Source organism: Gordonia sp. p3-SID1431, assembly GCF_025143765.1.
GTDB classification, from domain to species: domain Bacteria; phylum Actinomycetota; class Actinomycetes; order Mycobacteriales; family Mycobacteriaceae; genus Gordonia; species Gordonia hongkongensis.
The window spans coordinates 26106-53005 of the sequence record NZ_JAMBDT010000028.1 but is presented as its reverse complement, the minus strand read 5'-3'; the positions used below and the strand labels follow the sequence as shown (position 1 = coordinate 53005).

Here is a 26900-nt window from a genome sequence, read left to right as displayed (position 1 = left end):
TCGTCGTCAAGTACTTCGGTGTCGGACGCGGCGTCGTGCGCTCGGGCGCGGGAGATCAGATCGTCGTCGTCATCGACGAAGTCATAGCGTGCGGTGCCGACCGGCGGCAGGGCGGGCTCCGGGGTGGTGACCGCGTCGTCGGCGGTCTGCACGCGCGCAGGGCCGGGCTGTTTGGCGAACTGCACGGTCTCGAAGTCGTCATCGGACGGTGCACCCGTTCCGGCGGCAGGCCCCGCGGTCGTCGCGGCCGGTCGCGTCGGCGCCGGACCGGACCGAGGAGTCGCGGGCGGACCAGCGGCGACCGAACGGGTCTCGACGTCGCCGGGATCGAGGTCGTCGAGATCGTCCACCCGGGAGTAAGGGGCCGGCGACCGCCGGGCGTGCCGGTTGTAGAAGTCGTCGCGGTCGGTCACCGCGGGTGGCGTCGGCGAGCCGGCGTCGGGACGCGAACTGCCCGCCCCGGGTCCCGTGCCGGGTGCGCCGGTCGCGCCGCCCGGGACCGGGATCTGTCCGGTCGGTTCGTCGTAGGGGCTCGTCGCCGGTGTGTCGCGCTCGCTGGTGCCCGACGTGTCGCGTTCGCTCACACGCCCGACTCTAGAGGCTCGCGGACTGCGGTCACCGGACCCCGACGGGGTGAGTCGGGGCACCACGCTCGGGGCACTGTCACCCGGAGCACCATTACTGTGGACGCCATGTGGAAGGGGCGCCCGACGGGCACGCGCGACGATGCCCGGACGAGTTCAGCCGCGACGGCGGACCGCCGGGTGTGGGCCCGGTGGCGAGTGCTGGTGACGGTGCTGACGGCGGTCGTGGTGCTGGTCGGCGGCTGCGCGGACTTCAGCGCCCAGGACAATCAACGCGAGGCGGGTGCGTTCAGCCCCAACAACCGGCCGAGCGGCCAGCCCGAGCCGACGCCACCGCCGGAGACCCCGCGCGAGACGCAACCGCCACCGACCGGCCCGTGCGTCGACCCCGACCCCGCGGTGATCGCGACGTGCCTCGCGTCCACCGGCGGTGTGATGCCCGGCGACGAGCAGGGCGAGGTCACCGTCGTCGCCGAACGCACGACCGGCAAGATCATCACGACCAAACGCTACGGGCCTGCCCGAACGCTGGGAGAGACGCCGGTCGATGCGTCCGGTGACGGCGGTCTGATCGATTTCGCTTACTCCCCCACCTATTCTCAAGACCGGTTGATCTACGCCTACATCACGACCCCGTCGGACAACCGCATCGTCCGCCTGGCACCGGGAGACGTGCCCAAGCCGATCCTGACCGGCATCCCCAAGGGCGCCACCGGGAACATGGGCGCGATGTACTTCCGGTCCCCGACCGAACTCGTCGTCGCCACCGGCAACGCCGGGAATCCCGCGGCCGCGGACGATCCGTCGTCCCTCGCCGGCAAGGTACTGCTGGTGACCTCGTTCACCTCTGGCGACGGCCCTCGCCCGGCGATCCTCGCATCCGGCTTCGGGTCGTCGGTGGCGTTGTGTCCCAACGCTTCCACCGGGACGGTCTACGTCGCCGACCAGACGGCCACCGAGGATCGCGTGCAGGTGCTCGAAGAAGGCGGACCCAAGGTGCTGTGGACCTGGCCGGACCGGCCGCAGATCGCGGGTTGCGGGGTCGCCGGCGGCAGCATCTTCGTCTCGACGACGCGCACCCAACGGATCGAGGCCATCAACGAGCCCACTCGCGAGGAGCCGACGATCACCGCTCCGGCCGTCGTGCTCGACCGGCGGTACGGTGCCCTCGGCCGGATGGCCGCGCTCCCCAACGGGCTGCTGCAGGTGGCGACCGTCAACAAGGAGGTGGGTTCAGCGAAGCCCACCGACGATCGCGTGTTCCGCTTCCTGCCCTCCGGCGGTGGCAACGACCGGACGTGACCGGGACGCCTCGCGCCGTCGTGCACAACGAAAGAACCTCCGCTCCCTGAGGAGGCCGGAGCTTGCGGATGGCGCGGCCAACCCCCGCTCCCTGAGGAGCGCCCGGAGCTTGCGGAGGGCGCGTCACGAAGGGTCCTGGCGAGGTGCGTCGCGAACCCTTCGTGGCTCGTCGCTAACGCTCCTCGCACCTCAGGGAGCAAAGGGAGGGCATCGCTTGCACCCCTCAGACCAACGGATTGGTCGTTCTTTCGGATCAGGGGGCAGAGGGGATCGCCCCTCGCTCCTCAGGGAGCAGAGGGGCGGAGCCGCCTCAGGAACAGGCCGCGATGACGAGTTCTTTGACGCGGGCCGGGTCTGCTTGTCCGCGAGTCGCTTTCATGACGTCTCCGACGATCTTGCCGGCGGCCTGGACCTTCCCGCCGCGGATCTTGTCGGCGATGTCGGGGTTGGCGGCGAGCGCGTCGTCGACGGCCTTCTGGAGCGCGGAATCGTCCCGAACCACCTCGAGGCCGCGGTCGGCGACGATCTGAGCGGGCTCACCCTCACCGTCGAGGACGGCGGTCGCGACCTGCTGCGCCAGCTTGGTCGTGAGTCTGCCCTCGTCGACCAGCCCGATGATCTCGGCGACCTGCGCCGGCGTGATGGACAGGTCGGCGAGTTCGACTCCGCGAGAATTGGCCTGTTGCGCAAGGAAGGACACCCACCAGCCGCGCGCCGCCTCGGGTGCTGCTCCGGCGTCGACGGTGGCGATGATGAGATCGACCGCGCCGACGTTGACGAGGTCACGCATGACCTCGTCGGAGACTCCCCAGTCCTCCTGGATGCGGGCGCGACGTAGCCACGGCAGCTCGGGCAGGTTCGCCCGCAACTCCTCGATCCACGCCGAATCCGGCTGCACCGGAGGCAGATCCGGCTCCGGGAAGTAGCGGTAGTCCTCGGCGGTCTCCTTGCGGCGCCCGGCCGACGTGGTGCCGTCGGTCTCGTGGAAGTGCCGCGTCTCCTGGACGATCTCGCCGCCGGCCTCCAGGATGGCGGCCTGACGGCGCATCTCGTAGCGAACCGCCACCTCGACGCTCTTGAGCGAGTTGACGTTCTTGGTCTCGGTGCGCGTACCGAATTCGGTGGCGTCCTTCGTCTTCAGCGACAGGTTCACATCGCAGCGCATCGACCCCTGGTCCATGCGCACGTCCGACACGTCCAGCGACTTGAGCAGATCACGCAGTGCCGACACGTACGCCCGGGCCACCTCGGGCGCGCGTTCCCCCGCGCCCTCGATGGGCCGCGTCACGATCTCGACGAGCGGCACGCCCGCGCGGTTGTAGTCGAGCAGCGAATGACTCGCGCCGTGGATTCGACCCGTCGAGCCGCCGATGTGCAGCGACTTGCCGGTGTCCTCCTCCATGTGGGCGCGCTCGATCTCGACCCGCCAGGTGGTGCCGTCGCCGAGCACGACGTCGAGGAAACCGTCGTAGGCGATCGGCTCGTCGTACTGCGAGATCTGGTAGTTCTTCGGCTGATCCGGGTAGAAGTAGTTCTTCCGCGCGAAGACGCTCGACGGCCGGATGGAGCAGTTCAGCGCGAGGCCGATGCGGATCGCGGACTCGATGGCCTTGGCGTTGGCGACCGGGAGCGAACCCGGCAGTCCGATACACACCGGGCACACCTGGGTGTTCGGGTCGGCGCCGAACTCGGTGGGGCACCCGCAGAACATCTTGGTCGCGGTGCCCAGCTCGACGTGCACCTCGAGACCCATCACCGGATCGAATGCGGCAAGCACCTCGTCGTAGTCCAACAGGTCGACGGCTGCGGAAGTCATAGCGGCCAGTTTATGCGGCGATATCCCAGGGGCACGTTCAGGGTGATCACCGATGCCGGGAGCCGGACCCGCTCGTAGCGTGGATGTCACCGGCGAACGACGCCGGACCACAATCCACACAGGAGGACGAGATGACCACCCCGCAACCCGCCTACAGCGGCCCCCGCCTGATGCGTTCGCGCAGCAACTCGTGGCTGGGCGGTGTCTGCGGTGGTATCGCGCAACGTTGGGGCTGGGATCCGACGCTCATCCGCGTGCTGTTCATCCTGTCGATGCTGCTGCCCGGACCCCAGGTCCTGATCTACCTGGCGCTCTGGATCATCATCCCGCGCGAGCCGGCCGCGACGGTCACCCCGGTGGCCTGACGGCCCGGAGTCGCTCAGCCGAAGATGACCCGGATCTCCTTGTACTGATCCAACGGCACCGTCTTCAGTTCACCGAGTGCCTCGTCGAAGGTGATCCGGGCGATGTCGGTGCCGTGAAGCGCGACCATCTGCCCCCAGCCCTTCTCGGCGACGAGGTCGGCGGTCGCCATCCCCATGCGGGTCGCGAGCACCCGGTCGTAGGCCGACGGCACGCCGCCGCGCTGGATGTGGCCGAGGATGGTGGCCCGGGTCTCGATCCCGGTCCGCTCCTCGATGAGCGGGGCGAGCACCTCGGCCACACCACCGAGTCGGGGGCGGTTGAAACCGTCGAGGCCTTTGGTGGAGTACGCCTCCTTCATCTCCGGGAGCTTGAACCCCTCGGCGACGACGACCATCGGCGAACGCCCGCGCGACTTGACGCTGGTGACCCAGGCACAGATCTGGTCGAGACTCTCGGGGTTCTCCGGGATCAGGATGACGTGGGCGCCGCCGGCGATCCCGGAGTGCAGGGCGATCCAGCCGGCATGGCGACCCATGACCTCGAGGACCATGCACCGTTTGTGCGAGTTGCCGGTGGTGCGGAGGCGGTCGATGGCCTCGGTCGCGATCTCCACCGCGGTGTTGAACCCGAAGGTGTAGTCGGTGGCGGCGATGTCGTTGTCGATGGTCTTGGGAACCCCGACGATGTTGATGCCGTCGTCGAACAGCCGCTTCGACGCCGCCGCCGTGCCCTCGCCGCCGATCGCGATCACGCCGTCGATCTCGAGGTTCTTCAGCACCTTCTTGATGTTCTCGGGACCGCCGTCGGGTTCGGAGTAGGGACCGAATCGGCTCGTGCCGAGAATGGTGCCGCCCTGGTTCGACAGGCCGCGGACCGTCGACCGGCTCAATTCGACGATGTCGCCGTAGACCAGTCCGGCCCAGCCGTCCCGGAAGCCGACGAACTCGTGGCCGTACACGGTCTCACCCTTGAGCACTGCGCCGCGGATGACCGCGTTCAGTCCGGGGCAGTCTCCCCCGGACGTCAGAATGCCGAACCTCTTGGCCACTGGTGAGACCACCCTCCCTGTCGTCATCGGTCAACCTGCCCGAGCAACCCCAATCTAGTGCCCCGGCGAGCCCGGCGCTGGTCGCGAAATCACTTGATGCCGTTCTCGTAGGCGAACACGACGGCCTGCGCCCGATCCCGGAGCCGGAGTTTGTTCAGGAGACTGCTCACATGGGTCTTCACCGTCTGCTCGGTCACGAACAGGTCCGCGCCGATCTCGGCGTTGGACTTGCCGTCGGCCACAAGGTCGAGCACCTCGCGCTCCCGCGGGGTGAGCGTGTCGAGCTTCTGATCCCGCGCCGGCCGCCGGCGCCTGGCGGTGACCTCGGTGATCAGCCGCCGCGTGATCGACGGTGCCAGCAACGCCTCACCCGCGGCCACGACGCGGACCGCTCTCACCAGCTCATCGGCGGGCGCATCCTTCAGCAAGAATCCCGATGCCCCTATGCGCAGCGCCTCGTACACGTAGTCGTCGATGTCGAAGGTCGTCAGCATCAACACGCGCGTGGGCGGTTCGGCAGACGACGCGAGGATCTGCTCCGCGGCCCACAGTCCGTCCTTGCGCGGCATCCGCACATCCATCAGCACGACGTCGGGACGCACCCGACGACACACCTCGACGGCCTCGACCCCGTCGGCGGCATCGCCGAGGACCGAGAGGTCGGGTTGCGCGGCAAGCAGCGCCGAAAAGCCCTGACGCACCATGGCCTGGTCATCTGCGATGACTACGGTGATCGGCACGCCGTCACGCTACCGTCGTCGCGACGACGGTTCACCGGAACCCGTGGAGGTCACGATCGGCTCGGGCACGACGACGTCCCGGCGCGGCGTCGCCGGGATGCGAGCGCGTACCGCGAACCCGCCGGTCGATGTGGGGGTGGCGACCAGCGAACCACCCACCGCCTGAGCGCGATCGATCATCCCGGGGATACCCACTCCGCTCCCGCCGATCTGCAACGGTTCAGCGGTCGCGGCCGTGTTGACCACGGCGACGTCGACGAGGTCATCGTCCCCGCGCCTCACCTCGACGTCCACGCGCCCGCCGGGGGCGTGCCGGGTGGCATTGGCCAGCGACTCCTGCACGATCCGATAGATCACCAGCGCGGCCGATTCACCGACGTCGTCGGCGTCGATGGCCAGGTTCAGCACGACCTCGGCACCCGCGCGGCGTGTCTCGGTGACCAGCGAATCGAGTTCGGCCAAACCGGGATTGGGTGCCGCCGAAGCATCCGCACCCTCGACGCGCAGGACCCCGAGCAACTGCCGGACCTCGTCGAGGGACGTACGTGCCGCCTCCGCAATGGCGTCGAATTCCGCTGCGGCAGAAGGGCTCACATCCGGCAGGCGATATCTGGCGGTCTGTGACATCACCACCACCATCGACATCCGGTGCGCGACCACATCGTGCAGGTCCCGGGCGATGCGCGCCCGCTCCTGGAGTACGGCCGCCTCGGCTTCGGCGGCCTCGGTCTGCTCGGTGCGCACCGCCAACTGCCGGCGCGAAGCCATCAGTCCGCGCAGCAACGCGACCACGACCGCGAGCACCGAGATCCCGAAGACCCACCCGACGCGCGCGGTCGGTTGCACGGCGAAGGCGATGACGATCGACGTCGAGACCCAGACCACCGGAATCCATCGCAGCGGGCACTTGAGGAAGGCCATGAACGTGAGGACCAGCAGTTCGATCAGGTGGGTGACCTGGATCGTCAGCTCCCACCCGCCCCGGGTCGGGACGACGATGCCGATGAGTTGGGCGGAGACCACCGAGATCGCCCACCCCAGCAACGGGGCCGACCACGCGAGGGCGATCGGCAGGGCCGCGAAGGCAGCGACCACGGGTAGCACGAACACCGGCATCGAGTGGGTGATCGGCAGCGTCGGCCAGGCGACCGAGTACATGACCAGCGCCACGAACAGGAAGAACCAGTTGAGGCGCGACGAGAAGTAGTGGCGCACCGCGGGGTCCTGGGCCACCGGGGCGGTCGAGGCCCATTCGAGTGAGGACGCCCCCACCGCGCGGAGCTTCTTGCGGTATCCGAACATGCCCTCACCCTAGGCTCGCCGACCGCTCGAAGACCTCATACTTCCGAGGGAGACGACCCGCTACCGTCGTAGCGTTTCGGCGCCGACGAACCGGCCTGGGGACGACCGCGGCCGGTCCCGCGGAGCGATGTGCCGGCCGAATCCGGACTCATAGCGTCGATGCTCATGACCGGATCAGAGAACATCCGAAAGCTTCCGTCGGACAACGTCTTACACCAGCACCGCGATCTCTCCGCAACCACTCGCCGACGACGGTCGCGGTGGTGGGCGGCGATGCTCACCCTGGCCGTACTCGTCACCGGCCAGTGGGTCTCGACCGCACACGCCGTCGCAGGCCCGCTCCTCGCAGCACCGAGCCCGGCGGTGACGGCGCCGGCGGCCGATGCGACCAATCCCTACGCGGCCGTGGTCGTCGCCCTCGTGGGACCGCACCCGGCCACCGCACTGGCGTCCCTTCCGCCGTCCTTCGTCGTGGCGCAGGGGTACTCCCCGCGGATCGTCGACGGATACCCGATCGACCCGGATGGGGACTGCTCGTCGCCGGTTCCGTTGCCACCGCACTTCACCCCGCTGTGCCGCACCCACGATCTCGGCTACGACCTGTTGCGGGCGGCGCAGCGAAACGGCAAACCGCTCGGCGCCTGGGCCCGGATCGCGCTGGACCGCATGCTGATCGACCGGATGTACGCCTCCTGCCGGACAGCTGCCTGCACGACTGCCACGCATGGCGCTCGGATCGGGTTGGCGTGGAACACGTGGCGGCAGTACGGCGGTCCCCCGGCCCGGGGCGAGTCGTTGTCGGCCTTGGTCCGCACGACCGTCGAGCGCGCCCTGGTCGATCCCGACGAGCGCGAGGTGCGGCGATGACGAAGTACCGAGACGCCCGTTGGCTGCGTGACGGCCCGTTCCGATCGTGGCCGCATCCCGCGATCAGTGTCGCGGTGACCCTCGGTTACCTCATGGCGGTCTATCCGGGCACGCTGCCCCGGGACGCGACGACGACCGCGATCGTGACATCGGCATTCGGCGCCCTGGGTGCGATCATCGGGATGATCGTCGCCCGGCGCAGCCGGCGACAGCCGGACGACCAGGCACGGCGCGTCGTGTTCTGCTCTTGCCTGGTGATCCTCGGATGCGCGGTCGGCGTGGCGGTCTGGTGGCAGAACCTCATCCGTGCGGCGGTCGACGTCGCCCCCGTCGGGCTCGGGTGGGGCGCGGCGGCCACGATCCCGCCGGCCGTCATCGTCCTGGCGATCGTCGCCGTCCCGCGCAGCTGCGCTCTGCTCGCGGCCGGCGCAGTCGCCCTCACTGCGGGACTGCTGGCACCCGCCGACGCCGGCGCCGACGAACAGCCGGTGCCACCGTCGTCGACGACGGTGGCGACGCATTCGGACGTCCTGGCCCGCGGGGAGCTGAGCACCGATGGATTCGACCGCGCCGCTGCACAATTCGTGCGGACGTGGGCGCGTTCGGGCGGACTGTCGACGCGGGCGGTTGTCGTTGCCGTGCCGACCGGATCGGGATGGGTCGACCCGGCAGCGGTCGACGGTTTCGAGAGCCGGTTCGCCGGCGACGTCCGGGTTCTCGCACTCCCCTACGACGACGTGCCGTCGTGGCAGGCCTTCGTGTCCGACCGCTCCCGATCGGCGGACTCCGCGATCGCGGTGGTGTCGGCACTGGCGGCCGTCCTCGACGGTGCTCCCGACCGCGAACGTCCGCGGGTGATCCTCTACGGGCAGAGTCTCGGTGCCGTGGGCGCCGACGCCGCCCGGGTATGGCTGGAGAACGAGCGCCCCGCGCTGATCGACGAGACCGTGCTGGTCGCGCCGCCGGCGGGCACCGTCGCTCCGGATTCCCGCACCTCGCGAACGGTTCTCGCCAATTCCAGCGACCCCGTCGTGCGCTGGTCACCCGCCGGACTGTGGAGGCCGCACCGCGCGACCGAGGACACCCACATCCGCGGTCCGCGGGTCCCGTCGGCGCCGTGGCTACCCGTGGTCAGTTTCGTGCAGACGAGCATCGACCTTCTCGGCGCACTCGACGGTGCGGCCGGGGTCGGCCACCGGTATGGGTCGGAACAGTCCGGACCGCCGCAGCCGATGCGGAACTGACGGCCCGCGGCGGCGTGCACCGAAGACGGCACGCCGCCCGGGTCGTCAGACGATCGGCCCCCGAGCCGCTTCGTACGACGCTCCCACGCGGTACAGCCGGTCGTCGGCCAGGGCGGGCGCCATGATCTGGAGCCCGACGGGCATGCCGTCGTCGACCGACAGCCCCGACGGCACCGACATCGACCCGATGCCGGCGAGGTTCACCGGCAGCGTGCACAGGTCGAACAGGTACATCGCGAGCGGGTCGTCGACCTTCTCCCCGATCGGGAACGCGGTGGTCGGCGTGGTCGGCGAGATGAGCACGTCGACCTTCTCGAAGGCGGTGGCGAAGTCACGCGCGATCAGGGTGCGCACCTTCTGCGCCTGACCGTAGTAGGCGTCGTAGTAGCCCGAGGACAACGCGTAGGTCCCGATCATGATGCGGCGCTTGACCTCTGGACCGAATCCCTGCTCCCGGGACAGAGCCATGACCTCATCGGCCGAATGCGAGCCGTCGTCGCCGACCCGCAGTCCGTAGCGCATCGCGTCGAACCGCGCGAGGTTCGACGACACCTCCGACGGGAGGATGAGGTAATAGGCGCCCAGCGCGTAGGTGAAGTGCGGGCAGCTGACCTCGACCACCTCGGCGCCGCGCTCCTCGAGGAGCTTGACGGCCTGGTGGAAGGAGTCGAGCACGCCGGACTGGTAACCCTCGCCCTGCAGTTCGGTGACGACACCGATCCGGACGCCGGCGAGGTCCCGCTCGGCCCCTTCGCGGGCCGCCGAGACGACGTCGGGCACCGGCACATCGATCGAGGTCGAGTCCCGCGGGTCGTGCCCGGCGATGATCTCGTGCAGCATCGCGGTGTCGAGGACGGTACGGCCACACGGGCCGCCCTGGTCGAGCGACGAGGCGCACGCCACGAGCCCGTAGCGCGAGACCGTGCCGTACGTGGGCTTGACGCCGACCGTCGCGGTGACCGCGGCCGGCTGCCGGATCGAGCCCCCGGTGTCGGTACCGATCGCCAGCGGGGCCTGGTACGAGGCCAGCGCGGCGGCGCTGCCACCCCCCGAACCACCCGGGATCTTGCTGGGATCCCACGGGTTCCGGGTGAGCTGGTAGGCGGAGTTCTCGGTCGAGCTGCCCATCGCGAACTCGTCCATGTTGGTCTTGCCCAGGATCGGGATGCCCGCGGCGCGCAGGCGTGCGGTGACCGTGGCGTCGTAGGGCGGAACCCAACCCTCGAGGATCTTGGAGCCGCACGTGGTGGGTGCGTCGGTGGTGGTGAAGACGTCCTTGAGGGCGATCGGTACACCCGCGAGGGCCGACGGGGCGTCCCCGGCGGCGATCGCGTCGTCGGCGGCCTTCGCGGCGACCAGCGCTTCGGCGCCACTGACGTGGAGGAACGCGCCGAGTTGGTCGTCGATCTCGGCGATGCGGTCGAGGTGGGCCTGGGTGACCTCCACCGAGCTGACCTCGCGGGCACCGATCCGGGTGGCGAGTTCGGCGGCGGACAATCCGGTCAGATCACCGTCGGGACGCGGCGCGGCGGCGCTGGAATCGGGACTCACTGCTCTTCTCCCAGGATCTGCGGAACCGCGAAACGGTCCTGCTCGACGGCCGGTGCACCGGACAGCGCGGCTTCGGTCGTCAGACCCGGGACGACGACATCGGGGCGCAGCACATTCGCCAGTTCGGCCGGGTGGGCCGTGCCGGGCACGTCGTCGGCGGCCACTTCCGACACCGACGCGACGTGGGTCAGGATCGAGTCCAGCTGCTCGGCGTAGACATCGAGTTCGTCCTCGCTCAACGCCAGGCGCGACAGACGCGCCAGATGCGCGACTTCGTTGCGCGATATGGACTTCGGTTCGCCAGCCACCGCAGCGTCCTTCCTTCCATCACTGTTCGTTCGGGTCTCGTCGTCCCCGCCGTGTCGTCGACCGATGTCGTGTCGGCGTCTGGGCGACGTCTCCAGACTATGGGAACCCGCGACGACCGCTTCCCCCAGCCACCGGTTGGCAGCCGTGCACTGCGCGCCGCCCGCGCGTGGGTGCGAGAATGTCGCACGTGTCCTACCTGTTGCGGGTCTATCTCGAAGACCGGCCGGGCAGCCTCGGCGTGCTCGCCGTGCAGCTCGGCTCGGTCGGCGCAGACATCCTGTCCCTCGAGGTCGTCGAGCGCGGCAACGGTTACGCCGTGGACGACCTCGTCGTCGAGGTGGCGCCCGGGGCGCTGCCCGACAGCCTGATCACCGCGGCCGAGAAGGTCAACGGCGTCCGTGTCGACTCGATCCGCCCCTACTCGGGCGTGCTGGACACCCATCGTGAACTCGAGTTGGTCGATCAGGTGGCCACTGCCGGACGTGACCGGTTGCAGATCCTGGTGGACAACGCGCCCCGCGTCCTGCGCGTCTCCTGGGCGATGGTGGTCACACCGGCCAGCGGCGGCGTGCTGCAGCTCTTCGGCTCGTCCGGCGCCCCGGAGACCCCGCTGACCAGGGCGGACTGGCTACCGCTCGAGAGAGCCGTCGAGCTGGACGCCGACGGCGACTGGGTGCCCGGTGCCTGGCAGGACATGGACACCCGTCTCGCGGCGGCTCCCCTGGGATCGGAGTCGAGGGCGATCCTGCTCGGACGCATCGGCGGACCGGACTTCCGGCCGTCGGAGGTCGCCCGACTCGGTTATCTCGCCGGGATCGTCAGTACCGTGCTGCGCGCCGAGAGTTAGCCACAGCCGGTCGATCCGGAGGCATCATGGTCTGATGACGTCCATCACGTTGATACAGGGCGACATCACGACACAGTCGGTCGACGCGATCGTGAATGCCGCGAACTCCACACTGCTGGGCGGCGGCGGTGTCGACGGCGCGATCCACCGGCGGGGCGGCCCGGCGATCCTCGCCGAGTGCAAGGAGCTGCGGGCGGGCACCTACGAACGTGGACTACCTGTCGGCGAGGCCGTGGCCACCACGGCGGGAGACCTCGACGCACGTTGGGTCATCCACACGGTCGGACCGGTGCACTCCTACGACGAGGACCGCTCATCCCTGCTCGTCTCCTGCTACCGCGAGTCACTGCGCGTCGCAACCGAACTCGGTGCCACCACCATCGCCTTCCCGGCGATCTCGACCGGCGTCTACGGCTGGCCGATGAACGACGGCGCCCGCAAAGCGGTCGACACGGTGCGTGCCACGCTGCCGGAGACCTCGATCGAGGAGGTCCGTTTCGTCCTTTTCGACCAGCGTGCCTTCCGCGCGTTCGAGTCCGCTCTGGGCTGATCGACGGTCACTCGGGGCTGCCGGTCTCCAGCAACTTCTTGAACGCGTCCTCGTCGAGCACCGGCACGCCGAGCTGTTCGGCCTTGTCGGCCTTGGTGCCCGGCGAATCCCCCACCACCACGTAGTCGGTCTTCTTCGACACCGAACCCGACGCCTTGCCGCCGCGTTGCAGGATCGCCTCCTTGGCCCCGTCACGGGAGAAGTCCACCAGCGAACCCGTCACGACGATCGTCTTGCCCTCGAGGGTCCGCGGGATCGACTCGTCGCGCTCGTCTTCCATGGAAACGCCTGCGGCGCGCCACTTCTCGACGATGTCTCGATGCCAGTCGACGGTGAACCAGTCGTGGATCGACTGGGCGAGGGTCATTCCCAACCCCTCTACGCCGGCGAGCTGGTCGATGTCGGCGGCCTCGATGGCCTCGAGGGAACCGAATTCGGTGGCGAGGGCGCGGGCGGCGGTGGGCCCGACATGGCGGATCGACAGCCCGACCAGCACGCGCCACAGCGCCACGTCCTTGGCCTTGTCGAGGTTCGCCAGCAACCGCTTGCCGTTGGCCGAGAGCGCCCCCGCCTTGGTGGTGAACAAATCCGTGCGGATCAGGTCCTCGGCCGTCAGCGAGAAGAGGTCACCCTCGTTGGTGAGCACCCCCGCCGACAGCAGGGCCGACGCGGCCTCGTAGCCGAGCGCCTCGATGTCGAAAGAACCCCGACCGGCCAGGTGGAAGAGCCGCTCGCGCAACTGGGCCGGACAACTCTCCTGGTTCGGACAGCGGAGGTCGGCGTCGCTCTCCTTCTCCGGCCGCAGCGGCGTCTCGCAGGCCGGGCACAGTTCGGGCATCTCGAACTCCACCTCGGTGCCGTCGCGGAGATCGACGACCGGCCCGAGGACTTCGGGGATCACGTCCCCCGCCTTGCGGATGGTGACGGTGTCACCGATCAGCACACCCTTGCGCTTGACCTCCGAACCGTTGTGCAGGGTCGCGCGCGAGACCGTGGACCCGGCGACGAGCACGGGTTCGAGAACTGCGAAGGGTGTGACCCGGCCCGTGCGTCCGACGTTGACCTGGATGTCGGAGAGTTTGGTGGTGGCTTCCTCGGGCGGGTACTTGTAGGCGATCGCCCACCGCGGCGCCCGCGAGGTGGAACCGAGGCGGCGCTGCACCGTGACGTCGTCGACCTTGACCACGATGCCGTCGATCTCGTGCTCGACGTCGTGACGGTGCTCGCCCCAGTAGGCGATCTTGTCGATGATCTCGTCGGCGCCGGACACCTTGGTGGTGTGGGTCGACACCGGCAGACCCCAGGCCCCGAGCGCCAGGTAGGCGTCGTGCAACGACTCCGGTCGCCAGCCCTCCGTGTGCCCGATCCCGTGACAGATCATCCGCAGCTTGCGACGGGCCGTGACCTGCGGATTCTTCTGCCGCAGCGAGCCGGCGGCCGAGTTGCGCGGATTCGCGAACGGCGGCTTGCCCTCCGCCACGAGCGAGGCGTTGAGCGCCTCGAAGTCCTCCACCCGGAAGAAGACCTCGCCACGGACCTCGAGGACCTCGGGAATCGGGTATTCCGCGGACTCGGTCAGGCGCATCGGGATGTCGTCGATGGTGCGCGCGTTCAGTGAGACGTCCTCACCGGTGCGTCCGTCGCCACGGGTGACACCTCGCTCGAGAACCCCGTTCCGGTAGACCAGCGCCAGGGCCACGCCGTCGATCTTGAGCTCGCAGAGGAAGTCGGCCCGGGCGCCGGCGTCGGCGACCACGCGGTCGACCCAGGCGCGCATCTCGTCGTGGTCGAAGACGTTGTCCAGCGACATCATTCGCTCGAGGTGGTCCACCGCGGAGAACGCCGTGGAGAAGCCGCCCCCGACGAGCTTGGTGGGTGAGTCGGCGGCCGCGAGTTCGGGGTGCGCGTCCTCGAGCGCCTGCAGGCGTCTGAGGAGCAGATCGAACTCGCCGTCGGTGATGACCGGCGCGTCCTTCACGTAGTAGCGGAACTGGTGCTCGCGGATCTCCTCGGCGAGCGCGGTCCACTCCTCACGCAGGTCCGCCTCCGGCCCCGACTGCTCGGTGACCGGCTGACCCGACTCCGTTGTATCTGCCACGTTCCGAGGGTATCGGAGTGGTGGGACAGACCCAGCTCGTCAACCGATGCCTCGTTCGCGCGGTACTGCTTCCCTCCCGCTGATCGGATCCGATCAGCGGGACGGAGACGGGGCCGCGGGAGTTTCCGCGCCGACGATCACAACGGACCGAGCTTCGCCACCGACCGTTTCGGTGCGATCTGGCGGTAACTCGTGTCGAGGAGTTCGGCGACCTCGTCCCAGTCGGTCTCGTCGTCGAGGATCAGCCCCACCCAGCCGGCCGGGCCGAGGTAGGCGGGCAGGAAGAACCGCGGATCGTCCAGCAGCGCGGGCCGTTCGGAGTCGTCGGCGAGGACCAGGATCGATTGATCATGGCGCACCTTGCTGCCCTTGACGCCACCGCCGTAGTTGCCGAACATCTTGCCGCAGCGAAAGGTCGGGCGACCGTGCGCGACGACCTCGGTTGCGTCGGGCAGCGCGAGCGCGATCTCCCGTATGCGGCCCAGATAGGGATCCGCGTCGTCGAACATGATCGGGTGCGGCATACCGACGAGAATAGGTCTACGACGTCGGACCCGCAGGGGTTTTCAGAGCGCGGAGGGATCGCTGCCGAGCAGCTGACCGGCCTCCGCGGTGATCGCCAAGGCCGTCTTGGCCCACTTCGCCGACGCGCCGGCCAGACCACAGGTAGGCGTCACGATCACGTTGTCCGACAACACTTTGCGGTCCAGCCCGATGCGGTCGGTCAGCGCGGCGAGTTCGGTCGCCACGTGTTCGGCGGCCAGCGGACGATCGGGCGCGGTCGAAGGCACACGACCTGCGAGCAGGACGCCGCCGCGGTCGACGAGCATCCCGATGCCGTCGAGATCGGTCGCCGACGGTGCGGTGATGTCGATCGAATACGCAACCCCGGGAAGATGTTCGAGGAGGTCCCACCGCGGTGTGCCGCAATCGTGCAAGACCACCGGGACGCCGACGTGGTCGACGAGATCGGTGAGTGCGCGAGCCACCTCGACCGCCGGTATCGCCCGGATGGGGTCGAAGCGGGTCAGTGGCTTCACCGTGCCGTCGATGACCTGGCCGACCATCGGCTCGTCGATCTGGACCACCACGCGCGCACCAAGTCGGCGTTCCACCTCGGCGACGTGCTCGCGCACACCCTCCGCCGTCGACTCGACGATGTCGCGGACGGCTCCGTGGTCTTTCAGGACTCGTTGCCCGTTCGTCAGCTCGACAGATGCCGAGGTGGTGAACGGACCGGCCACCTGCACCTTGAAGATGCGGCCGGTACCGATGAAACCCGCTGTCTCCCAGAGTTCCTCGACGACGTCGAGGTCCTCGGCAAGCAGGTCCGCGGCGCGTCGGGCCAGGCGGGAGTGGCGTTGCGCCAGCCGGTAACCCCATGTCGCGGTGTCCATCGGCAGGTCGACGAGGATCGCCGCCATCCGGCCGATCAGATCCGCACCGATACCTCGCGCGGGCAGTTCGACGAGGTGGGCGAGATCGAGTTCCCCGTTCACCACCGCGGCGGCCGCACGTGCGTCGGTGCCGGGCATCGACCCCACGCCGGTGCCCACTCCGGTGGGCAGTGCCGCTCCGGTCACCGAGATGCGACGACAGTCGGCTGCGATGAGGTGGTGGCGATGCGTCCGCACCCGACGACCTGGTCGCCGCGTCGGGCATCGGGCAGGTACAGCACCGCGGCCTGACCGCGGGCGACGCCGGTGAGCGGCTCCTGCAGCGCGATGTCGATGGCGGGTTCACCGTCGACCGTGGTGGCGGTCGCGCGCACCGGCGCGAGCCCGCCGTGGGCTCGCACCTGCACCATCGCGTCGAAGGATTCGTCCGGAGTGACCCCGGAGGTCCAGACCGCGCGCGTCGCGGTGATGCCCCAGACCTGCAGATCGGCTGCCGTCCCGACAGTCACCGTTCCCGAATCCGGGTCGATCTCGGTGACGTAGCGGGGCTTGCCGTCGGCGGCCGGCGCCTCGATCCCCAGGCCCTTGCGCTGCCCGATGGTGAAACCGTGGACCCCGTCGTGCTCGGCGAGGCGCTCGCCCGACGTCGCGTCCACGATCGCGCCCGGCCGGACGCCGATGCGGGCGCCGAGGAACGCGCGGGTATCGCCGCTCGGGATGAAGCAGATGTCGTGGGAGTCCGGCTTGTCCGCGACGGCCAGGCCGCGCCGGGCCGCCTCGGCCCGGATCTCGGACTTCGGGGTGTCACCGATCGGGAACATCGCCCGCGACAGCTGATCACGCGTCAGCACGGCCAGCACATACGACTGGTCCTTGTCGGCGTCGACCGCTCGTCGTAACTCGCCGTCGGTCAGTTGCGCGTAGTGACCGGTGGCCAGCGCGTCGAAGCCGAGCGCCATCGCCTTGTCGGCGAGGGCCGCGAACTTGATCTTCTCGTTGCACGTCAGACACGGGTTCGGGGTGCGTCCGGCCGCGTAGGCCTCGACGAACTCGTCGATCACATCGTCCTTGAACCGGTCGGCGAAATCCCACACGTAGAACGGGATTCCGAGGACATCGGCGGCGCGGCGGGCGTCGGAGGCGTCCTCGCGCGAGCAGCATCCGCGCGAACCGGTGCGCAGCGCACCCGGAGCCGTCGACAACGCCAGATGAACTCCGACCACCTCGTGACCGGCCTCGACCGCCCGGGCCGCGGCAACCGCCGAGTCGACGCCGCCGCTCATCGCTGCCAATACGCGCATCAGGAGATCCTTCCGCCGGGGACCGAGACCAGTCCGGCCGCCCGCGCCCGGTCGACGACCTCGTCGATGACCGCGGCGACCGCGTCGATGTCGGCCTCGGTGGTGGTGTGGCCGAGGGAGAACCGCAGCGACGACCGCGCGTCGGCCATGTCCAGGCCCATCGCCAGGAGGACATGGCTGGCCTGGGCGACCCCGGCAGTGCAGGCCGATCCGGTGGAACACTCGACGCCCTTGGCGTCGAGAAGCATGAGCAGCGAGTCACCCTCACAACCGGCGAACGACACGTGCACGTTCCCCGGGAGGCGACGATCGCCGTCGGCACCGTTCCGCACCGTTCCGTCGACGCCGAGGAGAATGTCGGTCAGCCGGGTCTGCAGGGCGCGGACGTGCGCGGTGTTCTCGTCGAGGTGCTCGACGCACCACGACAGTGCCGCGGCCATGCCGGCCGCACCGGCGACGTCCTGGGTTCCCGAGCGCACGTCGCGTTCGTGGCCGCCGCCGTGCAGCAGCGGCACACACCCGACATCGCGACCCAGCAGCAGGGCGCCGACACCCTGCGGCCCGCCGAACTTGTGGGCGGTCAGGCTGAGCGCCGAGAGGCCGCTCGCGGCGAAGTCCACCGGCAGATGGCCGACGGCCTGGATCGCGTCGGAATGCACCGGGACGCCGAATTCGGACCCGACCGCGGCGAGCTCGGCGATCGGTTGGATCGTGCCGACCTCGTTGTTGGCCCACATCAGCGAGATGAGAGCGGTCTCGGCGGCGTGCTCCTCGAGCTCCGCGCGCAGGTCGGCGGGCGAGACGACACCGTCGGCGTCGACCGGGAGCAGGACGAGCTCGGCTCCGGCCTGCTCGGCCAGCCACTGCGCGGGGTCGAGGACGGCGTGATGTTCGATCGCCGAGGTGATGATCCGGCGACGGCGGGGATCGGCGTTCCGCTGTGCCCAGTAGATCCCCTTGACCGCCAGGTTGTCGGCCTCGGTGCCGCCGCCGGTGAAGACGACCTCGGAGGGCCGGGCACCGACCGCCGCGGCGATGGCCTCGCGCGCCTCCTCGAGCCGACGACGTGCGGTGCGACCGGATCCGTGCAGCGACGAGGCGTTACCCGGCTGCGCGAAGACGGCCGTCATCGCCTCGACGGCTTCGGGCAGCATCTGCGTCGAAGCGGCGTGGTCGAGGTAGACAGGCGCCTTCACGGGCGGTCGGCTTGGCACGGGCATCGCTAGCAAGGATAAACGCGCGTAGGTCGCCAACAAATTCCGCGATCGGACGCGGAACGACAGCCCGCCTCAGACCCGCTCGAGGTAGAAGTACAAGTGACGGCCGTCGATGACTCCGCCTTTGCCGTTCATGATCCCCATCACCGTGGTGTCGTCGACGCGCTTGAAGTGGTCGATGACCGGCTGACCGTCGTAGACCATCGATGCGGTGATCTCGCCGCGGAACTCGATCGCCCACAGGCTGGCCTCGCCCTTGCCGAGTGTGGTGTTGGAGTAGAGGTTGCCGTTCTCGTCGCGGCACACCAGCGGTTGGACGTCGCTGCGTGAGGTGAACGTCTTGCCGAACCAGTTGGCCTTGGCGAGCGCGCCGTTGATCGCGTGCCCGGTGGTGAACTCGCCGCCCTTCCATGCGCCGAGCATCTCCTCGGGCCGCAGCGGCGACAGTCCCGCCCACACGGTGTCGAGGTCGGCGTCGTCAACTCGGCCGTCGACGTCCCGGAGTTCGAAGAACTTGGCGCGCGCGGCTTCTCGGGTCTGAGTGGACGTCATCGTCGGCCTCCTGGGGGTACGCGGTTGATCGTCCGCAGAGCTGCGGACGGCTACCGGAAAACCTATATCAGAGAACGGGTGATGTCACTTTCCGCGGCCGGGAGCCGCCCCGCCACGACGCGCTCACACCGACGCGCCAGCTCGCGACGATCTGCGCCGGGTTCCTCGGGCGGGTGGATGACCATCGTGACGACGAGACCACGCGCCCGCAGGACCCGCCGCAGCGTGTCGGCGGGGGTGTCGGCGCCGATGAAACTCGGTGCCGTCGCGGTGGTCCCGTCGCTGCCGACGAAACGCAACCTCACCGGCACGACCGGCACGTCCGCATCGATCGCGGCCTGGAAGAACGCGGGTCGGAATGCACCGGCCGAGCGGCCGCAGTACGTGGTGCCCTCGGGGAACACGATCACCGACGAGTCGCGGTGCAGCCGCCCGGCCACGTCGCCGACCGTCCCCGGCAGACCGCGGAGGGTGCCGCGGTCGACGGCGATGACGCCGAACCGGCGCGCGAGGGACGACACCACCGGCATCCCGACGACATCGGATTTGGCCACCACGTCAGCAGGGCTGATCAGCGCGAGCGCCAAGACGTCGAGGAACGAGATGTGGTTGGCAACCACGAGTCCGGCGCGGGCCGGGCCACCGCGCCGGTCCTCGACGCGGACGGCGATGCCCAGGGCCGCCAGCAGTGCACCCGACGCGGGTCGACGCAGGGGGCGCGGCGGACGGCGACGCAACCGCGCCACTGCGCCGGCGGTCAGCGCCGCCCAGACGATCCACACCACGACCACGACGAGTCGGCACAGACGCCACGCGACGATCGTCGCGCCGGTGACCGCGTCGAACCGCCCGGCCCGCGGTGCACCGATGCAACCGTCGCCACAGGTGCTGATCGGGAACCACGGGTGCGCGAGCGCGCCGGCCGGGCGGGCAGGCGGACACGCGGCGTGTCCGCGTCGGGGACGCTCGGAGCGAGGGGCGACCGGACCGACCAGCAGGGCGGTCATCGTGCCGCGCCCCCGGGCTCCGGCGTGGCGTCCGCGCGGGCCGAACCGAGCCGTCGGGCACTCGATCGCAGCCGGTCGAGGTATCGCTTGTTGGCACCTTCGCGGTCGAGCAGGGTCAGGAAATCCGCGACGTCGAAGACGTCGTCGACCGCCGGCTCGCCACAGATGCGGGCGCCGAGGCGGAGGTATCCACGCATCAGAGCCGGCATCGCGACCGTGTCGGACGGCACGATGTCGTCGAGCAGGCGTCCGCCGATGCGCGCCGGTGCCAGCGGGTGGGCACGTCGCTCGGGGTCCCGGTGGTCGTCCCGCAGACGATCGCGCAGGGCGCGCAGCGACGACCCCGGCAGCCATTCACCCGGCGTGTGCAGGGGCACCGACACACAGCCCATCAGGTATCGCAGGTCGGCGTCGTCCATGTACTGCAGCAGCGCCGCCCACATCAGCGCGGTGACCGACCCGTCGCGGTACTCGGAGTGGACACACGCCCGACCCAATTCGACGGTGGCGGAGACGATGTCGTTCATCTCGCGGAGGTCGAACTCGGTGGCCGAGTACCAGCCGCCGGCGGCGATCGCCCGCGCCGGGGAGAGCAGGCGCGCACACCCGACGACCCCGTCGTCGGCGTGGCGGACGATGAGGTGCTCGCAGAAGGCGTCGAACCGGTCGGCGTCCCGTCCGGTGACCGCGTCACCGATGCAGTTGGAGAAGCCGGGTTCGTCGGCGAAGACGCGATACCGCAGTTCCTGGGCGGCGACGATGTCGGCGGGATCGTCGGACACGAGGACCCGGATGGGCCCCGCGGTGAGCAGGGTCGTCGGCACGGCCCGCGAGAACCGAGCGCGCGCGACATGGCTGGTGCGGACTGGCGACTGCATGGCGTTCATGACTCGAATGGAAACGAGACCGGGCATCGGCAGGACCACCGCAGCGTGTCGTGTCGGTGCGGGTTCGATGAACTCGGGCCGCCACCGGATGAACAGGCCTCGCCACGGCCACCTGCGGGTGAACGACCCCCGAACGCACGGTGACCCCCGACGGGGAGTCGGGGGTCACCGGGTCCTGCAGTTGATCAGCTCATGATCACTTGCGCTTCTTGACCTCTTCGGTCAGCTGCGGCGCAACGTTGAACAGATCGCCGACGACGCCGTAGTCGGCGATCTCGAAGATCGGGGCCTCTTCGTCCTTGTTGACGGCCACGATCGTCTTCGAGGTCTGCATGCCGGCGCGGTGCTGGATGGCGCCCGAGATGCCCAGGGCGACGTACAGCTGCGGCGACACGGTCTTACCGGTCTGACCGACCTGGAACTGACCGGGGTAGTAACCGGAGTCGACGGCCGCGCGCGAAGCGCCCACGGCGGCACCGAGCACGTCGGCGAGTTCTTCGACGACGGAGAACTTCTCGGCGCTGCCGACACCGCGACCACCCGAGACGACGATCGACGCCTCGGTCAGTTCGGGACGATCGCCGCCGACGTTCGGCTCGACCTTGGTGATCTTGACCGCGCCCTCTTCCTGAGCCGGGACCTCGACGTCGACACGCTCGCCGGCGCCGGCCTGCGGAGCGGCCTCGACGCCACCGGGGCGGATCGAGAAGACCGGGACCTCGCCCTTGGCCTGGGCGTCGACGGTGTAGGCGCCACCGAAGATGGAGTGGATGCCCACGCCGCCTTCCTTGACGTCGACGATGTCGGCGAGGACGCCCGAGCCGAGGCGCACGGCCAAGCGGCCGGCGATCTCCTTGCCGTCGGCGGTGGCCGCGACGAGGATGCCGGCCGGCGAGGCGGTCTCGGCGATCGAGGCCAGCACGTCGACCTGCGGGGTGATGAGGTAGCTACCCGCATCGTCGGACTCGGCGACGTAGATCTTCTCCGCGCCGGCCTCCTTGAGTCCGTCGAGGATGCCGTCGGCCGAGCCGGGCTTGCCGACGACGACCGCCGACGGGGTGCCGAGTGCGCGGGCGGCGGTGATGAGCTCGCTGGTGACCTTCTTCAGGGCGCCTTCGGCGTCCTGTTCCACGAGAACGAGTACTTCTGCCATGGTGGTTTTCTCCTGAATGTCTGGGGGTTCGCCGGTGGTCTGCGTGGAGAAGGTCAGATGATCTTCTGGCCGACCAGGTACTCGGCGACCTTGGTGCCGCCGTCGCCTTCGTCGGTGACGCGCTCGCCCGCGGTCTTCGGCGGCTTCGGGGTGTTCGCCGTCACGACCGAGCCGGCGTTCTCCAGGCCCACATCGCTTGCCTCGACGTCGATCTCGGCGAGGGTCAGGACGGTGACCTCCTTCTTCTTGGCGGCCATGATGCCCTTGAAGGAGGGGAAGCGCGGTTCGTTGATCTTCTCGTTCACGCTGACGATGGCCGGCAGGCTGGCCTCGACGTGGAAGATGCCGTCGTCGGTCTCTCGCTCGCCCTTGAGGGTCTCGCCCTCCAGGGTCAGCTTGCGCAGGTGGGTCAGGTGCGGGAGCTCGAGGTACTCGGCGATCATGGCCGGGATGGCGCCGACGCGACCGTCGGTGGCCTCGTTGCCGGCGATGACCAGCTCGACACCCTCGACCGTGCCGAGCGCCCGGGCCAGCACGTAGGCGGTCTGGACCGCGTCCGAGCCGTGCATGAGGTCGTCCTTGATGTGGATCGCCTTGTCGGCGCCCATGGACAGGGCCTTGCGGATGGCGTCGGTGGCGCGCTCGGGACCCGCCGTCAGGATGGTGACCTCACCGCCGTCGGCCTCCTTGATCTTCAGCGCTTCCTCGACGGCGCGTTCGTTGATCTCGTCCAGGACGGCGTCGGCGGCCTCACGGTCCAGGGTGTAGTCGTCGTCGGACAACTTGCGCTCGGACCATGTGTCGGGAACCTGCTTGATCAGTACGACAATGTTTGTCATGGGTCTACGTCGACCTCCTGCATCGGGTTCGGCAACTTACCGGCGGGTAAGGCCATGGGTCCCCACCACTTTAGCGTCTTCTATGTTTCCACTAAACATCGACTAGCTCACACAATGCACGCTACCGTTCGCTCGCTCGGTACGACGGCCCCGGCGGTCCCCGGGGCATGCCCTACTCTCTGTCAGATGACTGAAGCAGACCTCGGATCGTCGCGCGGGACGGCAACCACTGGTCTCGAGGCGCTCGACACCGACCAGCAACTGGCGCTGACCGGCGAGCGAACGGTCCCGGGGATTCCCGCCGAGAACTACTGGTTCCGGCGCCACGAGATCGCCTACCGCCACATCGCCGACCGGTGCGCGGGCCACGACGTCCTCGAAGCCGGCTCCGGCGAGGGGTACGGCGCCGCGATGATCGCCGACGCCGGGGCGTCGTCGGTGGTCTGCGTCGACTACGACGCCGCCGCGGTCGAACACACCCGACGCCGCTATCCCCAGCTCGTCGTCCACCAGGGCAACCTCGTCGACCTCCCCCTCGCCGACGCCTCGGTCGACATCGTGGTCAACTTCCAGGTCATAGAACACATCTGGGATCAGCCGCGATTCGTCGCCGAATGCCACCGCGTGCTGCGTCCGGGCGGGGTCCTGCTCATGTCGACGCCCAACCGCATCACCTTCTCCCCCGGTCGCGACACACCGCTCAACCCGTTCCACACCCGTGAGCTCGACGTGGCCGAACTCACCGAACTGCTTCTCGACGGCGGCTTCGTGATCGACGCGATGTGGGGAGTCGTCCACGGACCGCGCCTTCGCGCCCTGGACACCAGATGGGGCGGTTCGCTCATCGACGCCCAGATCGAGCGTGCGCTCGCCGGCGAGCCCTGGCCGGACGAGCTGGCCGCGGATGTCGCCGGCGTGGTCGCCGCGGACTTCGATGTCGTCGATTCCGGCGTGTACGACATCGACGACTCGCTCGACCTGTTCGCCGTCGCGTTGCGGGGCTGAGGGTGACCACCCGCACCGAACCCGTCCCGGGCCAGTTCACGCTGGTCCTGCACTCGCATCTGCCGTGGCTTACCAATCACGGCCGTTGGCCGGTCGGCGAGGAGTGGCTGTATCAGTCGTGGGCCGCGTCGTACCTGCCGCTGTTCGACACGCTCGAGCGGCTGGCCGCCGACGGTTTCACCGACCAGCTCTCCCTCGGGATCACGCCGGTGCTGGCCGCGCAGCTCGACGATCCGCACTGTGCGTCGTCGATGTACGAGTGGCTCGCCGACTGGCAGCTCCGGGCCACGCAGGCAGCGATGTCCCGCGACGCCGACCGAGCCGCGGCGGGCCGCCGTGAGTACCTCGACGCCCAGCGCGCGCTGGACACCTTTGCGTCCCGATGGCGTCACGGCGCGTCGCCACTGATCCGCGGACTGGCCTCGAGCGGCGTCGTCGAGATCCTGGGCGGCCCCCTGGCCCACCCGTTCGCACCGCTGCTCGACCCGCGACTGCGCCGGTTCTCGCTGACCGAGGGGCTCGCGGACGCCCATGCGCGGTGGGGTTTCGATCCGACCGGGATCTGGGCACCCGAGTGCGCCTTCGCGCCAGGGATGGAAATGGAGTACGACCGCGCGGGCGTGCGCCACTTCATGGTCGACGGGCCCGCCTTGCACGGCGACACCGCGCTGGGACGCCCCGTCGGCGACAGCGCCGTCGTCGCCTACGGACGTGACCTGACGGTGAGCTATCGCGTCTGGTCGCCGAAGTCGGGCTATCCGGGTCATGGCGCCTATCGGGATTTTCACACCTATGACCACGAGACCGGGCTCAAGCGGTTCCGGGTCACCGGCCGGACCGTGTCCGGGCAGGACAAGAAGCCCTACGACCCGGCGCGCGTCGACGCGGTTCTGGGCCGGCACGTCGAGGACTTCGTCGCGCATGTGCGGCAGCGTCTGGTCGACGAGTCCGCGCGGATCGGCCGGCCCGCGCTGGTGGTCGCCGCGTTCGACACCGAATTGTTCGGGCACTGGTGGCATGAGGGCCCGGTCTGGCTGGATCGGGTGCTGCGACGTCTGCCCGAGGTCGGGGTCACCGTCGGGACACTCGCGGGCGCAACGCAGGCCGGGCTCGTCGGCGCGCCCATCGACCTCCCCAGGTCGTCGTGGGGGTCGGGTAAGGACTGGCGGGTGTGGAACGGCCCGGCCGTGCAGCACCTGGTCGACCTGAACGCCGAGGTCACCGAGACGGCGCTCGACGCGGTCGCCAAGCTGCGGCAACGGGGGAATGCACGCAGCCGGGTCGCCGATCAGATCGTGCGCGAGGCGCTGCTGACAGTGTCCTCGGACTGGCCGTTCATGGTGTCGAAGGACACCGCGGCGCAGTACGCTGTGTCGCGAGCTCACACGCATGCGCATGCCACCCGCGAGATCAGCGACGCGGCGATGCGGGGCCGCGACGACGCAGCCGAGACGCTCGCCGCCGCCTGGGCGCGTGCCGACAATCTCTTTCCCGCACTCGATGCGCGCCGGCTGCACACGGCTCTGACCGCCGACCGGGTCGGTGTCGAGGGGGGAATCCGATGAAGGTGTTGTTCGTGTCGTGGGAGTACCCGCCGGTGGTGGTGGGCGGACTCGGCCGGCATGTCCATCACCTCGCCACCGAGATGGCCGCCGCCGGGCACGACGTGGTCGTGCTGACCCGGCGTCCGTCGGGGACCGATGCGGTGACTCATCCGACGACGGACACCGTCGTCGAGGGTGTTCGGGTTCTGGCCGTCGCCGAGGACCCGCCGGAGTTCGAGTTCGGGCAGGACATGATGGCCTGGACGCTGGCGATGGGGCATGCATTCGTGCGGGCGGGACTTCGGATTCTGCACGGCGCCGGAAGCGGAGCGAGCGGGCCGGATCCGCACGGCGCCGGGAGCGGAGCGATCGGGTCGCGATGGGTGCCGGAGGTCGTGCACGCGCATGATTGGCTGGTCGCCCACCCGGCCATCGCGCTGGCCGAGTTCTTCGATGTGCCATTGGTTTCCACGATCCACGCGACGGAGGCCGGGCGGCACAGCGGCTGGGTGAGCGGTCGGACGAACCGGCAGGTGCATTCGGTCGAGTGGTGGCTGGTGTCCGAATCCGATGCTCTCATCACGTGTTCGGCGTCGATGCGCGACGAGGTGAACCGACTGTTCGGCTACGACGCCACCGACATCACGGTGATCCACAACGGCATCGACATCCGTACGTGGCCGTTCGCCGAACGTGCTCGGACGAGCGGTCCGGCCGAGCTGCTGTTCGCGGGTCGGCTCGAATACGAGAAGGGCGTGCAGGATCTGCTCGCGGCTCTCCCCCGGATCCGGCGCAGCCATCCGGGTACGACGCTGACGATCGCCGGTGACGGCACTCAGCGGGACTGGCTGATGGAGCAGGCGCGCAAGCATCGGGTCGGCAAGGCGGTGCGGTTCGTCGGCCCGGTCGACCACACCGAGTTGGTTACGCTGATGCACCGCTGCGACGCCATCGTGCTGCCGAGTCGCTACGAGCCGTTCGGGATCGTGGCGCTGGAGGCGGCGGCGACCGGCGTGCCCTTGATCGTGTCCACGGCCGGGGGTCTGGGTGAGGCGGTTCGCGAGCCGGACACCGGGCTGACGTTCGAGCCCGCGGATGTCGCCGGTCTGGCCGCGGCGGTCCGGGCCACGCTGTCCGATCCGGGCGCGGCCGCGCAGCGAGCACTGCGGGCTCGGGCGCGGCTCACCGCGGAGTTCTCCTGGGCCGAGGTCGCCGAGCGCACCGCGAGCGTGCACCTCGCCGCGAAGCGTCGGGTCCGGCACGCGATCGGACGGCCCGACATCCCGGAACGCCCGCTGCCGGAACGGGACCCGGGCCAGGCATAGCCCCCTGCTCCCTGAGGAGCCCGGAGCCTGCGGAGGGCCTCCACCCCCT

Annotated in this window: 25 protein-coding genes and 1 pseudogene; 9 read left to right on the top strand and 17 right to left on the bottom strand. The window is 69.5% G+C overall.

From position 1 onward, the window contains the following. Window positions 1–584, bottom strand: a pseudogene (locus tag M4D77_RS09700) (DoxX family protein); the annotation flags it as partial. 108 nt (window positions 585–692) lie between these two features. Between M4D77_RS09700 and M4D77_RS09695 the strand changes: the two are divergent. Continuing rightward, window positions 693–1886 carry a PQQ-dependent sugar dehydrogenase gene (locus tag M4D77_RS09695; protein WP_396266565.1) on the top strand — a complete coding sequence of 398 codons (1194 nt, stop codon included), beginning with the start codon at window positions 693–695 and terminating at the stop codon, window positions 1884–1886. Window positions 1887–2196: 310 nt separating this feature from the next. Here M4D77_RS09695 and gatB read toward each other — a convergent pair whose 3' ends face one another. After that, window positions 2197–3702 (bottom strand): Asp-tRNA(Asn)/Glu-tRNA(Gln) amidotransferase subunit GatB, encoded by a 1506-nt coding sequence (gene gatB / locus M4D77_RS09690; RefSeq protein ID WP_078112932.1) that lies wholly within the window; start codon window positions 3700–3702, stop codon window positions 2197–2199. A 131-nt stretch (window positions 3703–3833) separates the two neighbouring features. Between gatB and M4D77_RS09685 the strand changes: the two genes are divergently transcribed. After that, on the top strand, window positions 3834–4067 hold the full coding sequence (locus tag M4D77_RS09685) for a PspC domain-containing protein (RefSeq protein WP_058252197.1): 234 nt from the start codon (window positions 3834–3836) through the stop codon (window positions 4065–4067). Between the two features lie 14 nt (window positions 4068–4081). Here the strand turns inward: M4D77_RS09685 and M4D77_RS09680 are convergent, their stop codons facing one another. From M4D77_RS09680 to M4D77_RS09670, 3 genes are all read right to left on the bottom strand, one after another. Beyond that, a complete protein-coding gene (locus tag M4D77_RS09680; protein ID WP_078112933.1) occupies window positions 4082–5116 on the bottom strand; it encodes a 6-phosphofructokinase in 1035 nt (344 codons plus the stop codon). Between the two features lie 89 nt (window positions 5117–5205). Next, window positions 5206–5856, bottom strand: a complete 651-nt coding sequence (locus M4D77_RS09675; protein WP_065632692.1) for a response regulator transcription factor — start codon at window positions 5854–5856, stop codon at window positions 5206–5208. 9 nt (window positions 5857–5865) lie between these two features. Then, complete coding sequence (locus M4D77_RS09670; RefSeq protein WP_259936113.1) at window positions 5866–7158, bottom strand: sensor histidine kinase; 1293 nt, start codon at window positions 7156–7158, stop codon at window positions 5866–5868. A gap of 159 nt (window positions 7159–7317) precedes the next feature. Between M4D77_RS09670 and M4D77_RS09665 the strand changes: the two genes are divergently transcribed. Both M4D77_RS09665 and M4D77_RS09660 read left to right on the top strand, forming a co-directional pair. Next, on the top strand, window positions 7318–8025 hold the full coding sequence (locus tag M4D77_RS09665; RefSeq protein WP_242697085.1) for a hypothetical protein: 708 nt from the start codon (window positions 7318–7320) through the stop codon (window positions 8023–8025). Beyond that, window positions 8022–9269, top strand: coding sequence for an alpha/beta-hydrolase family protein (locus M4D77_RS09660; RefSeq protein WP_259936112.1), 1248 nt, complete (start codon window positions 8022–8024; stop codon window positions 9267–9269). The genes M4D77_RS09665 and M4D77_RS09660 overlap by 4 nt, the downstream gene beginning before the upstream one ends. A 45-nt stretch (window positions 9270–9314) precedes the next feature. On the opposite strand, the gene gatA is transcribed toward M4D77_RS09660, so the two are convergent. Beyond that, the gene (gatA, locus tag M4D77_RS09655) at window positions 9315–10820 is read right to left on the bottom strand and encodes an Asp-tRNA(Asn)/Glu-tRNA(Gln) amidotransferase subunit GatA (RefSeq protein ID WP_137809006.1); all 1506 of its coding nucleotides are present in this window, start codon (window positions 10818–10820) and stop codon (window positions 9315–9317) included. Beyond that, window positions 10817–11128 (bottom strand): Asp-tRNA(Asn)/Glu-tRNA(Gln) amidotransferase subunit GatC, encoded by a 312-nt coding sequence (gene gatC / locus M4D77_RS09650; protein ID WP_058252154.1) that lies wholly within the window; start codon window positions 11126–11128, stop codon window positions 10817–10819. The genes gatA and gatC overlap by 4 nt, the downstream gene beginning before the upstream one ends. A gap of 179 nt (window positions 11129–11307) precedes the next feature. Between gatC and M4D77_RS09645 the strand changes: the two genes are divergently transcribed. Further along, the gene (locus M4D77_RS09645) at window positions 11308–11976 is read left to right on the top strand and encodes a hypothetical protein (protein ID WP_058252155.1); all 669 of its coding nucleotides are present in this window, start codon (window positions 11308–11310) and stop codon (window positions 11974–11976) included. Window positions 11977–12010: 34 nt separating this feature from the next. Continuing rightward, on the top strand, window positions 12011–12526 hold the full coding sequence (locus M4D77_RS09640) for an O-acetyl-ADP-ribose deacetylase (protein ID WP_068971731.1): 516 nt from the start codon (window positions 12011–12013) through the stop codon (window positions 12524–12526). A 7-nt stretch (window positions 12527–12533) separates the two neighbouring features. Here M4D77_RS09640 and ligA read toward each other — a convergent pair whose 3' ends face one another. The 10 genes from ligA to M4D77_RS09590 form a co-directional block, all read right to left on the bottom strand. Beyond that, window positions 12534–14624, bottom strand: coding sequence for an NAD-dependent DNA ligase LigA (gene ligA, locus M4D77_RS09635; protein WP_259936111.1), 2091 nt, complete (start codon window positions 14622–14624; stop codon window positions 12534–12536). 137 nt (window positions 14625–14761) lie between these two features. Then, window positions 14762–15148, bottom strand: a complete 387-nt coding sequence (locus M4D77_RS09630; protein WP_058252158.1) for an MmcQ/YjbR family DNA-binding protein — start codon at window positions 15146–15148, stop codon at window positions 14762–14764. A gap of 42 nt (window positions 15149–15190) precedes the next feature. Next, entirely contained in the window at window positions 15191–16207 is a 1017-nt protein-coding gene (locus M4D77_RS09625) for a vitamin-B12 independent methionine synthase (RefSeq protein WP_259936110.1), read from the bottom strand. Further along, window positions 16204–17322, bottom strand: coding sequence for a tRNA 2-thiouridine(34) synthase MnmA (gene mnmA, locus M4D77_RS09620; RefSeq protein ID WP_259936109.1), 1119 nt, complete (start codon window positions 17320–17322; stop codon window positions 16204–16206). Before mnmA ends, M4D77_RS09625 begins: the two co-directional genes overlap by 4 nt. Beyond that, window positions 17322–18542, bottom strand: a complete 1221-nt coding sequence (locus M4D77_RS09615) for a cysteine desulfurase family protein (RefSeq protein ID WP_175401208.1) — start codon at window positions 18540–18542, stop codon at window positions 17322–17324. Before M4D77_RS09615 ends, mnmA begins: the two co-directional genes overlap by 1 nt. A gap of 69 nt (window positions 18543–18611) precedes the next feature. Continuing rightward, window positions 18612–19091 carry a DUF4334 domain-containing protein gene (locus M4D77_RS09610; RefSeq protein WP_159371154.1) on the bottom strand — a complete coding sequence of 160 codons (480 nt, stop codon included), beginning with the start codon at window positions 19089–19091 and terminating at the stop codon, window positions 18612–18614. A 62-nt stretch (window positions 19092–19153) separates the two neighbouring features. Continuing rightward, on the bottom strand, window positions 19154–20098 hold the full coding sequence (locus M4D77_RS09605) for a 1-acyl-sn-glycerol-3-phosphate acyltransferase (RefSeq protein ID WP_259936108.1): 945 nt from the start codon (window positions 20096–20098) through the stop codon (window positions 19154–19156). Next, complete coding sequence (locus tag M4D77_RS09600; protein WP_259936114.1) at window positions 20095–21081, bottom strand: GNAT family N-acetyltransferase; 987 nt, start codon at window positions 21079–21081, stop codon at window positions 20095–20097. The genes M4D77_RS09605 and M4D77_RS09600 overlap by 4 nt, the downstream gene beginning before the upstream one ends. Before the next feature lie 100 nt (window positions 21082–21181). Then, window positions 21182–22138 (bottom strand): electron transfer flavoprotein subunit alpha/FixB family protein, encoded by a 957-nt coding sequence (locus tag M4D77_RS09595; RefSeq protein WP_068970697.1) that lies wholly within the window; start codon window positions 22136–22138, stop codon window positions 21182–21184. A gap of 53 nt (window positions 22139–22191) precedes the next feature. After that, window positions 22192–22977, bottom strand: a complete 786-nt coding sequence (locus M4D77_RS09590; protein WP_004019278.1) for an electron transfer flavoprotein subunit beta/FixA family protein — start codon at window positions 22975–22977, stop codon at window positions 22192–22194. Between the two features lie 186 nt (window positions 22978–23163). Here M4D77_RS09590 and M4D77_RS09585 point away from each other — a divergent pair, with 186 nt between their 5' ends. The 3 genes from M4D77_RS09585 to M4D77_RS09575 are packed head-to-tail and all read left to right on the top strand — an operon-like array spanning window position 23164 to window position 26851. Continuing rightward, window positions 23164–23982 carry a bifunctional 2-polyprenyl-6-hydroxyphenol methylase/3-demethylubiquinol 3-O-methyltransferase UbiG gene (locus M4D77_RS09585; protein WP_259936107.1) on the top strand — a complete coding sequence of 273 codons (819 nt, stop codon included), beginning with the start codon at window positions 23164–23166 and terminating at the stop codon, window positions 23980–23982. A 2-nt stretch (window positions 23983–23984) separates the two neighbouring features. Beyond that, a complete protein-coding gene (locus tag M4D77_RS09580) occupies window positions 23985–25547 on the top strand; it encodes a glycoside hydrolase family 57 protein (protein ID WP_259936106.1) in 1563 nt (520 codons plus the stop codon). Further along, window positions 25544–26851 carry a glycosyltransferase family 4 protein gene (locus M4D77_RS09575; protein ID WP_259936105.1) on the top strand — a complete coding sequence of 436 codons (1308 nt, stop codon included), beginning with the start codon at window positions 25544–25546 and terminating at the stop codon, window positions 26849–26851. The genes M4D77_RS09580 and M4D77_RS09575 overlap by 4 nt, the downstream gene beginning before the upstream one ends. Window positions 26852–26900: the final 49 nt, after the last annotated feature.

Excerpts from the sequence above, each read along its gene's own strand:
- M4D77_RS09645 (WP_058252155.1), top strand. The coding sequence starts at position 11,308 with ATGTCGCACGTGTCCTACCTGTTGCGGGTCTATCTCGAAGACCGGCCG.
- gatB (WP_078112932.1), bottom strand. The coding sequence starts at position 3,702 with ATGACTTCCGCAGCCGTCGACCTGTTGGACTACGACGAGGTGCTTGCC.
- M4D77_RS09575 (WP_259936105.1), top strand. The coding sequence starts at position 25,544 with ATGAAGGTGTTGTTCGTGTCGTGGGAGTACCCGCCGGTGGTGGTGGGC.
- M4D77_RS09615 (WP_175401208.1), bottom strand. The coding sequence starts at position 18,542 with ATGCCCGTGCCAAGCCGACCGCCCGTGAAGGCGCCTGTCTACCTCGAC.
- M4D77_RS09630 (WP_058252158.1), bottom strand. The coding sequence starts at position 15,148 with ATGCCGCACCCGATCATGTTCGACGACGCGGATCCCTATCTGGGCCGC.
- mnmA (WP_259936109.1), bottom strand. The coding sequence starts at position 17,322 with ATGCGCGTATTGGCAGCGATGAGCGGCGGCGTCGACTCGGCGGTTGCC.
- M4D77_RS09590 (WP_004019278.1), bottom strand. The coding sequence starts at position 22,977 with ATGACAAACATTGTCGTACTGATCAAGCAGGTTCCCGACACATGGTCC.
- M4D77_RS09665 (WP_242697085.1), top strand. The coding sequence starts at position 7,318 with ATGCTCATGACCGGATCAGAGAACATCCGAAAGCTTCCGTCGGACAAC.
- M4D77_RS09685 (WP_058252197.1), top strand. The coding sequence starts at position 3,834 with ATGACCACCCCGCAACCCGCCTACAGCGGCCCCCGCCTGATGCGTTCG.
- M4D77_RS09585 (WP_259936107.1), top strand. The coding sequence starts at position 23,164 with ATGACTGAAGCAGACCTCGGATCGTCGCGCGGGACGGCAACCACTGGT.
- M4D77_RS09595 (WP_068970697.1), bottom strand. The coding sequence starts at position 22,138 with ATGGCAGAAGTACTCGTTCTCGTGGAACAGGACGCCGAAGGCGCCCTG.
- M4D77_RS09605 (WP_259936108.1), bottom strand. The coding sequence starts at position 20,098 with ATGACCGCCCTGCTGGTCGGTCCGGTCGCCCCTCGCTCCGAGCGTCCC.
- M4D77_RS09610 (WP_159371154.1), bottom strand. The coding sequence starts at position 19,091 with ATGACGTCCACTCAGACCCGAGAAGCCGCGCGCGCCAAGTTCTTCGAA.
- M4D77_RS09670 (WP_259936113.1), bottom strand. The coding sequence starts at position 7,158 with ATGTTCGGATACCGCAAGAAGCTCCGCGCGGTGGGGGCGTCCTCACTC.
- M4D77_RS09640 (WP_068971731.1), top strand. The coding sequence starts at position 12,011 with ATGACGTCCATCACGTTGATACAGGGCGACATCACGACACAGTCGGTC.
- M4D77_RS09660 (WP_259936112.1), top strand. The coding sequence starts at position 8,022 with ATGACGAAGTACCGAGACGCCCGTTGGCTGCGTGACGGCCCGTTCCGA.
- M4D77_RS09695 (WP_396266565.1), top strand. The coding sequence starts at position 693 with ATGTGGAAGGGGCGCCCGACGGGCACGCGCGACGATGCCCGGACGAGT.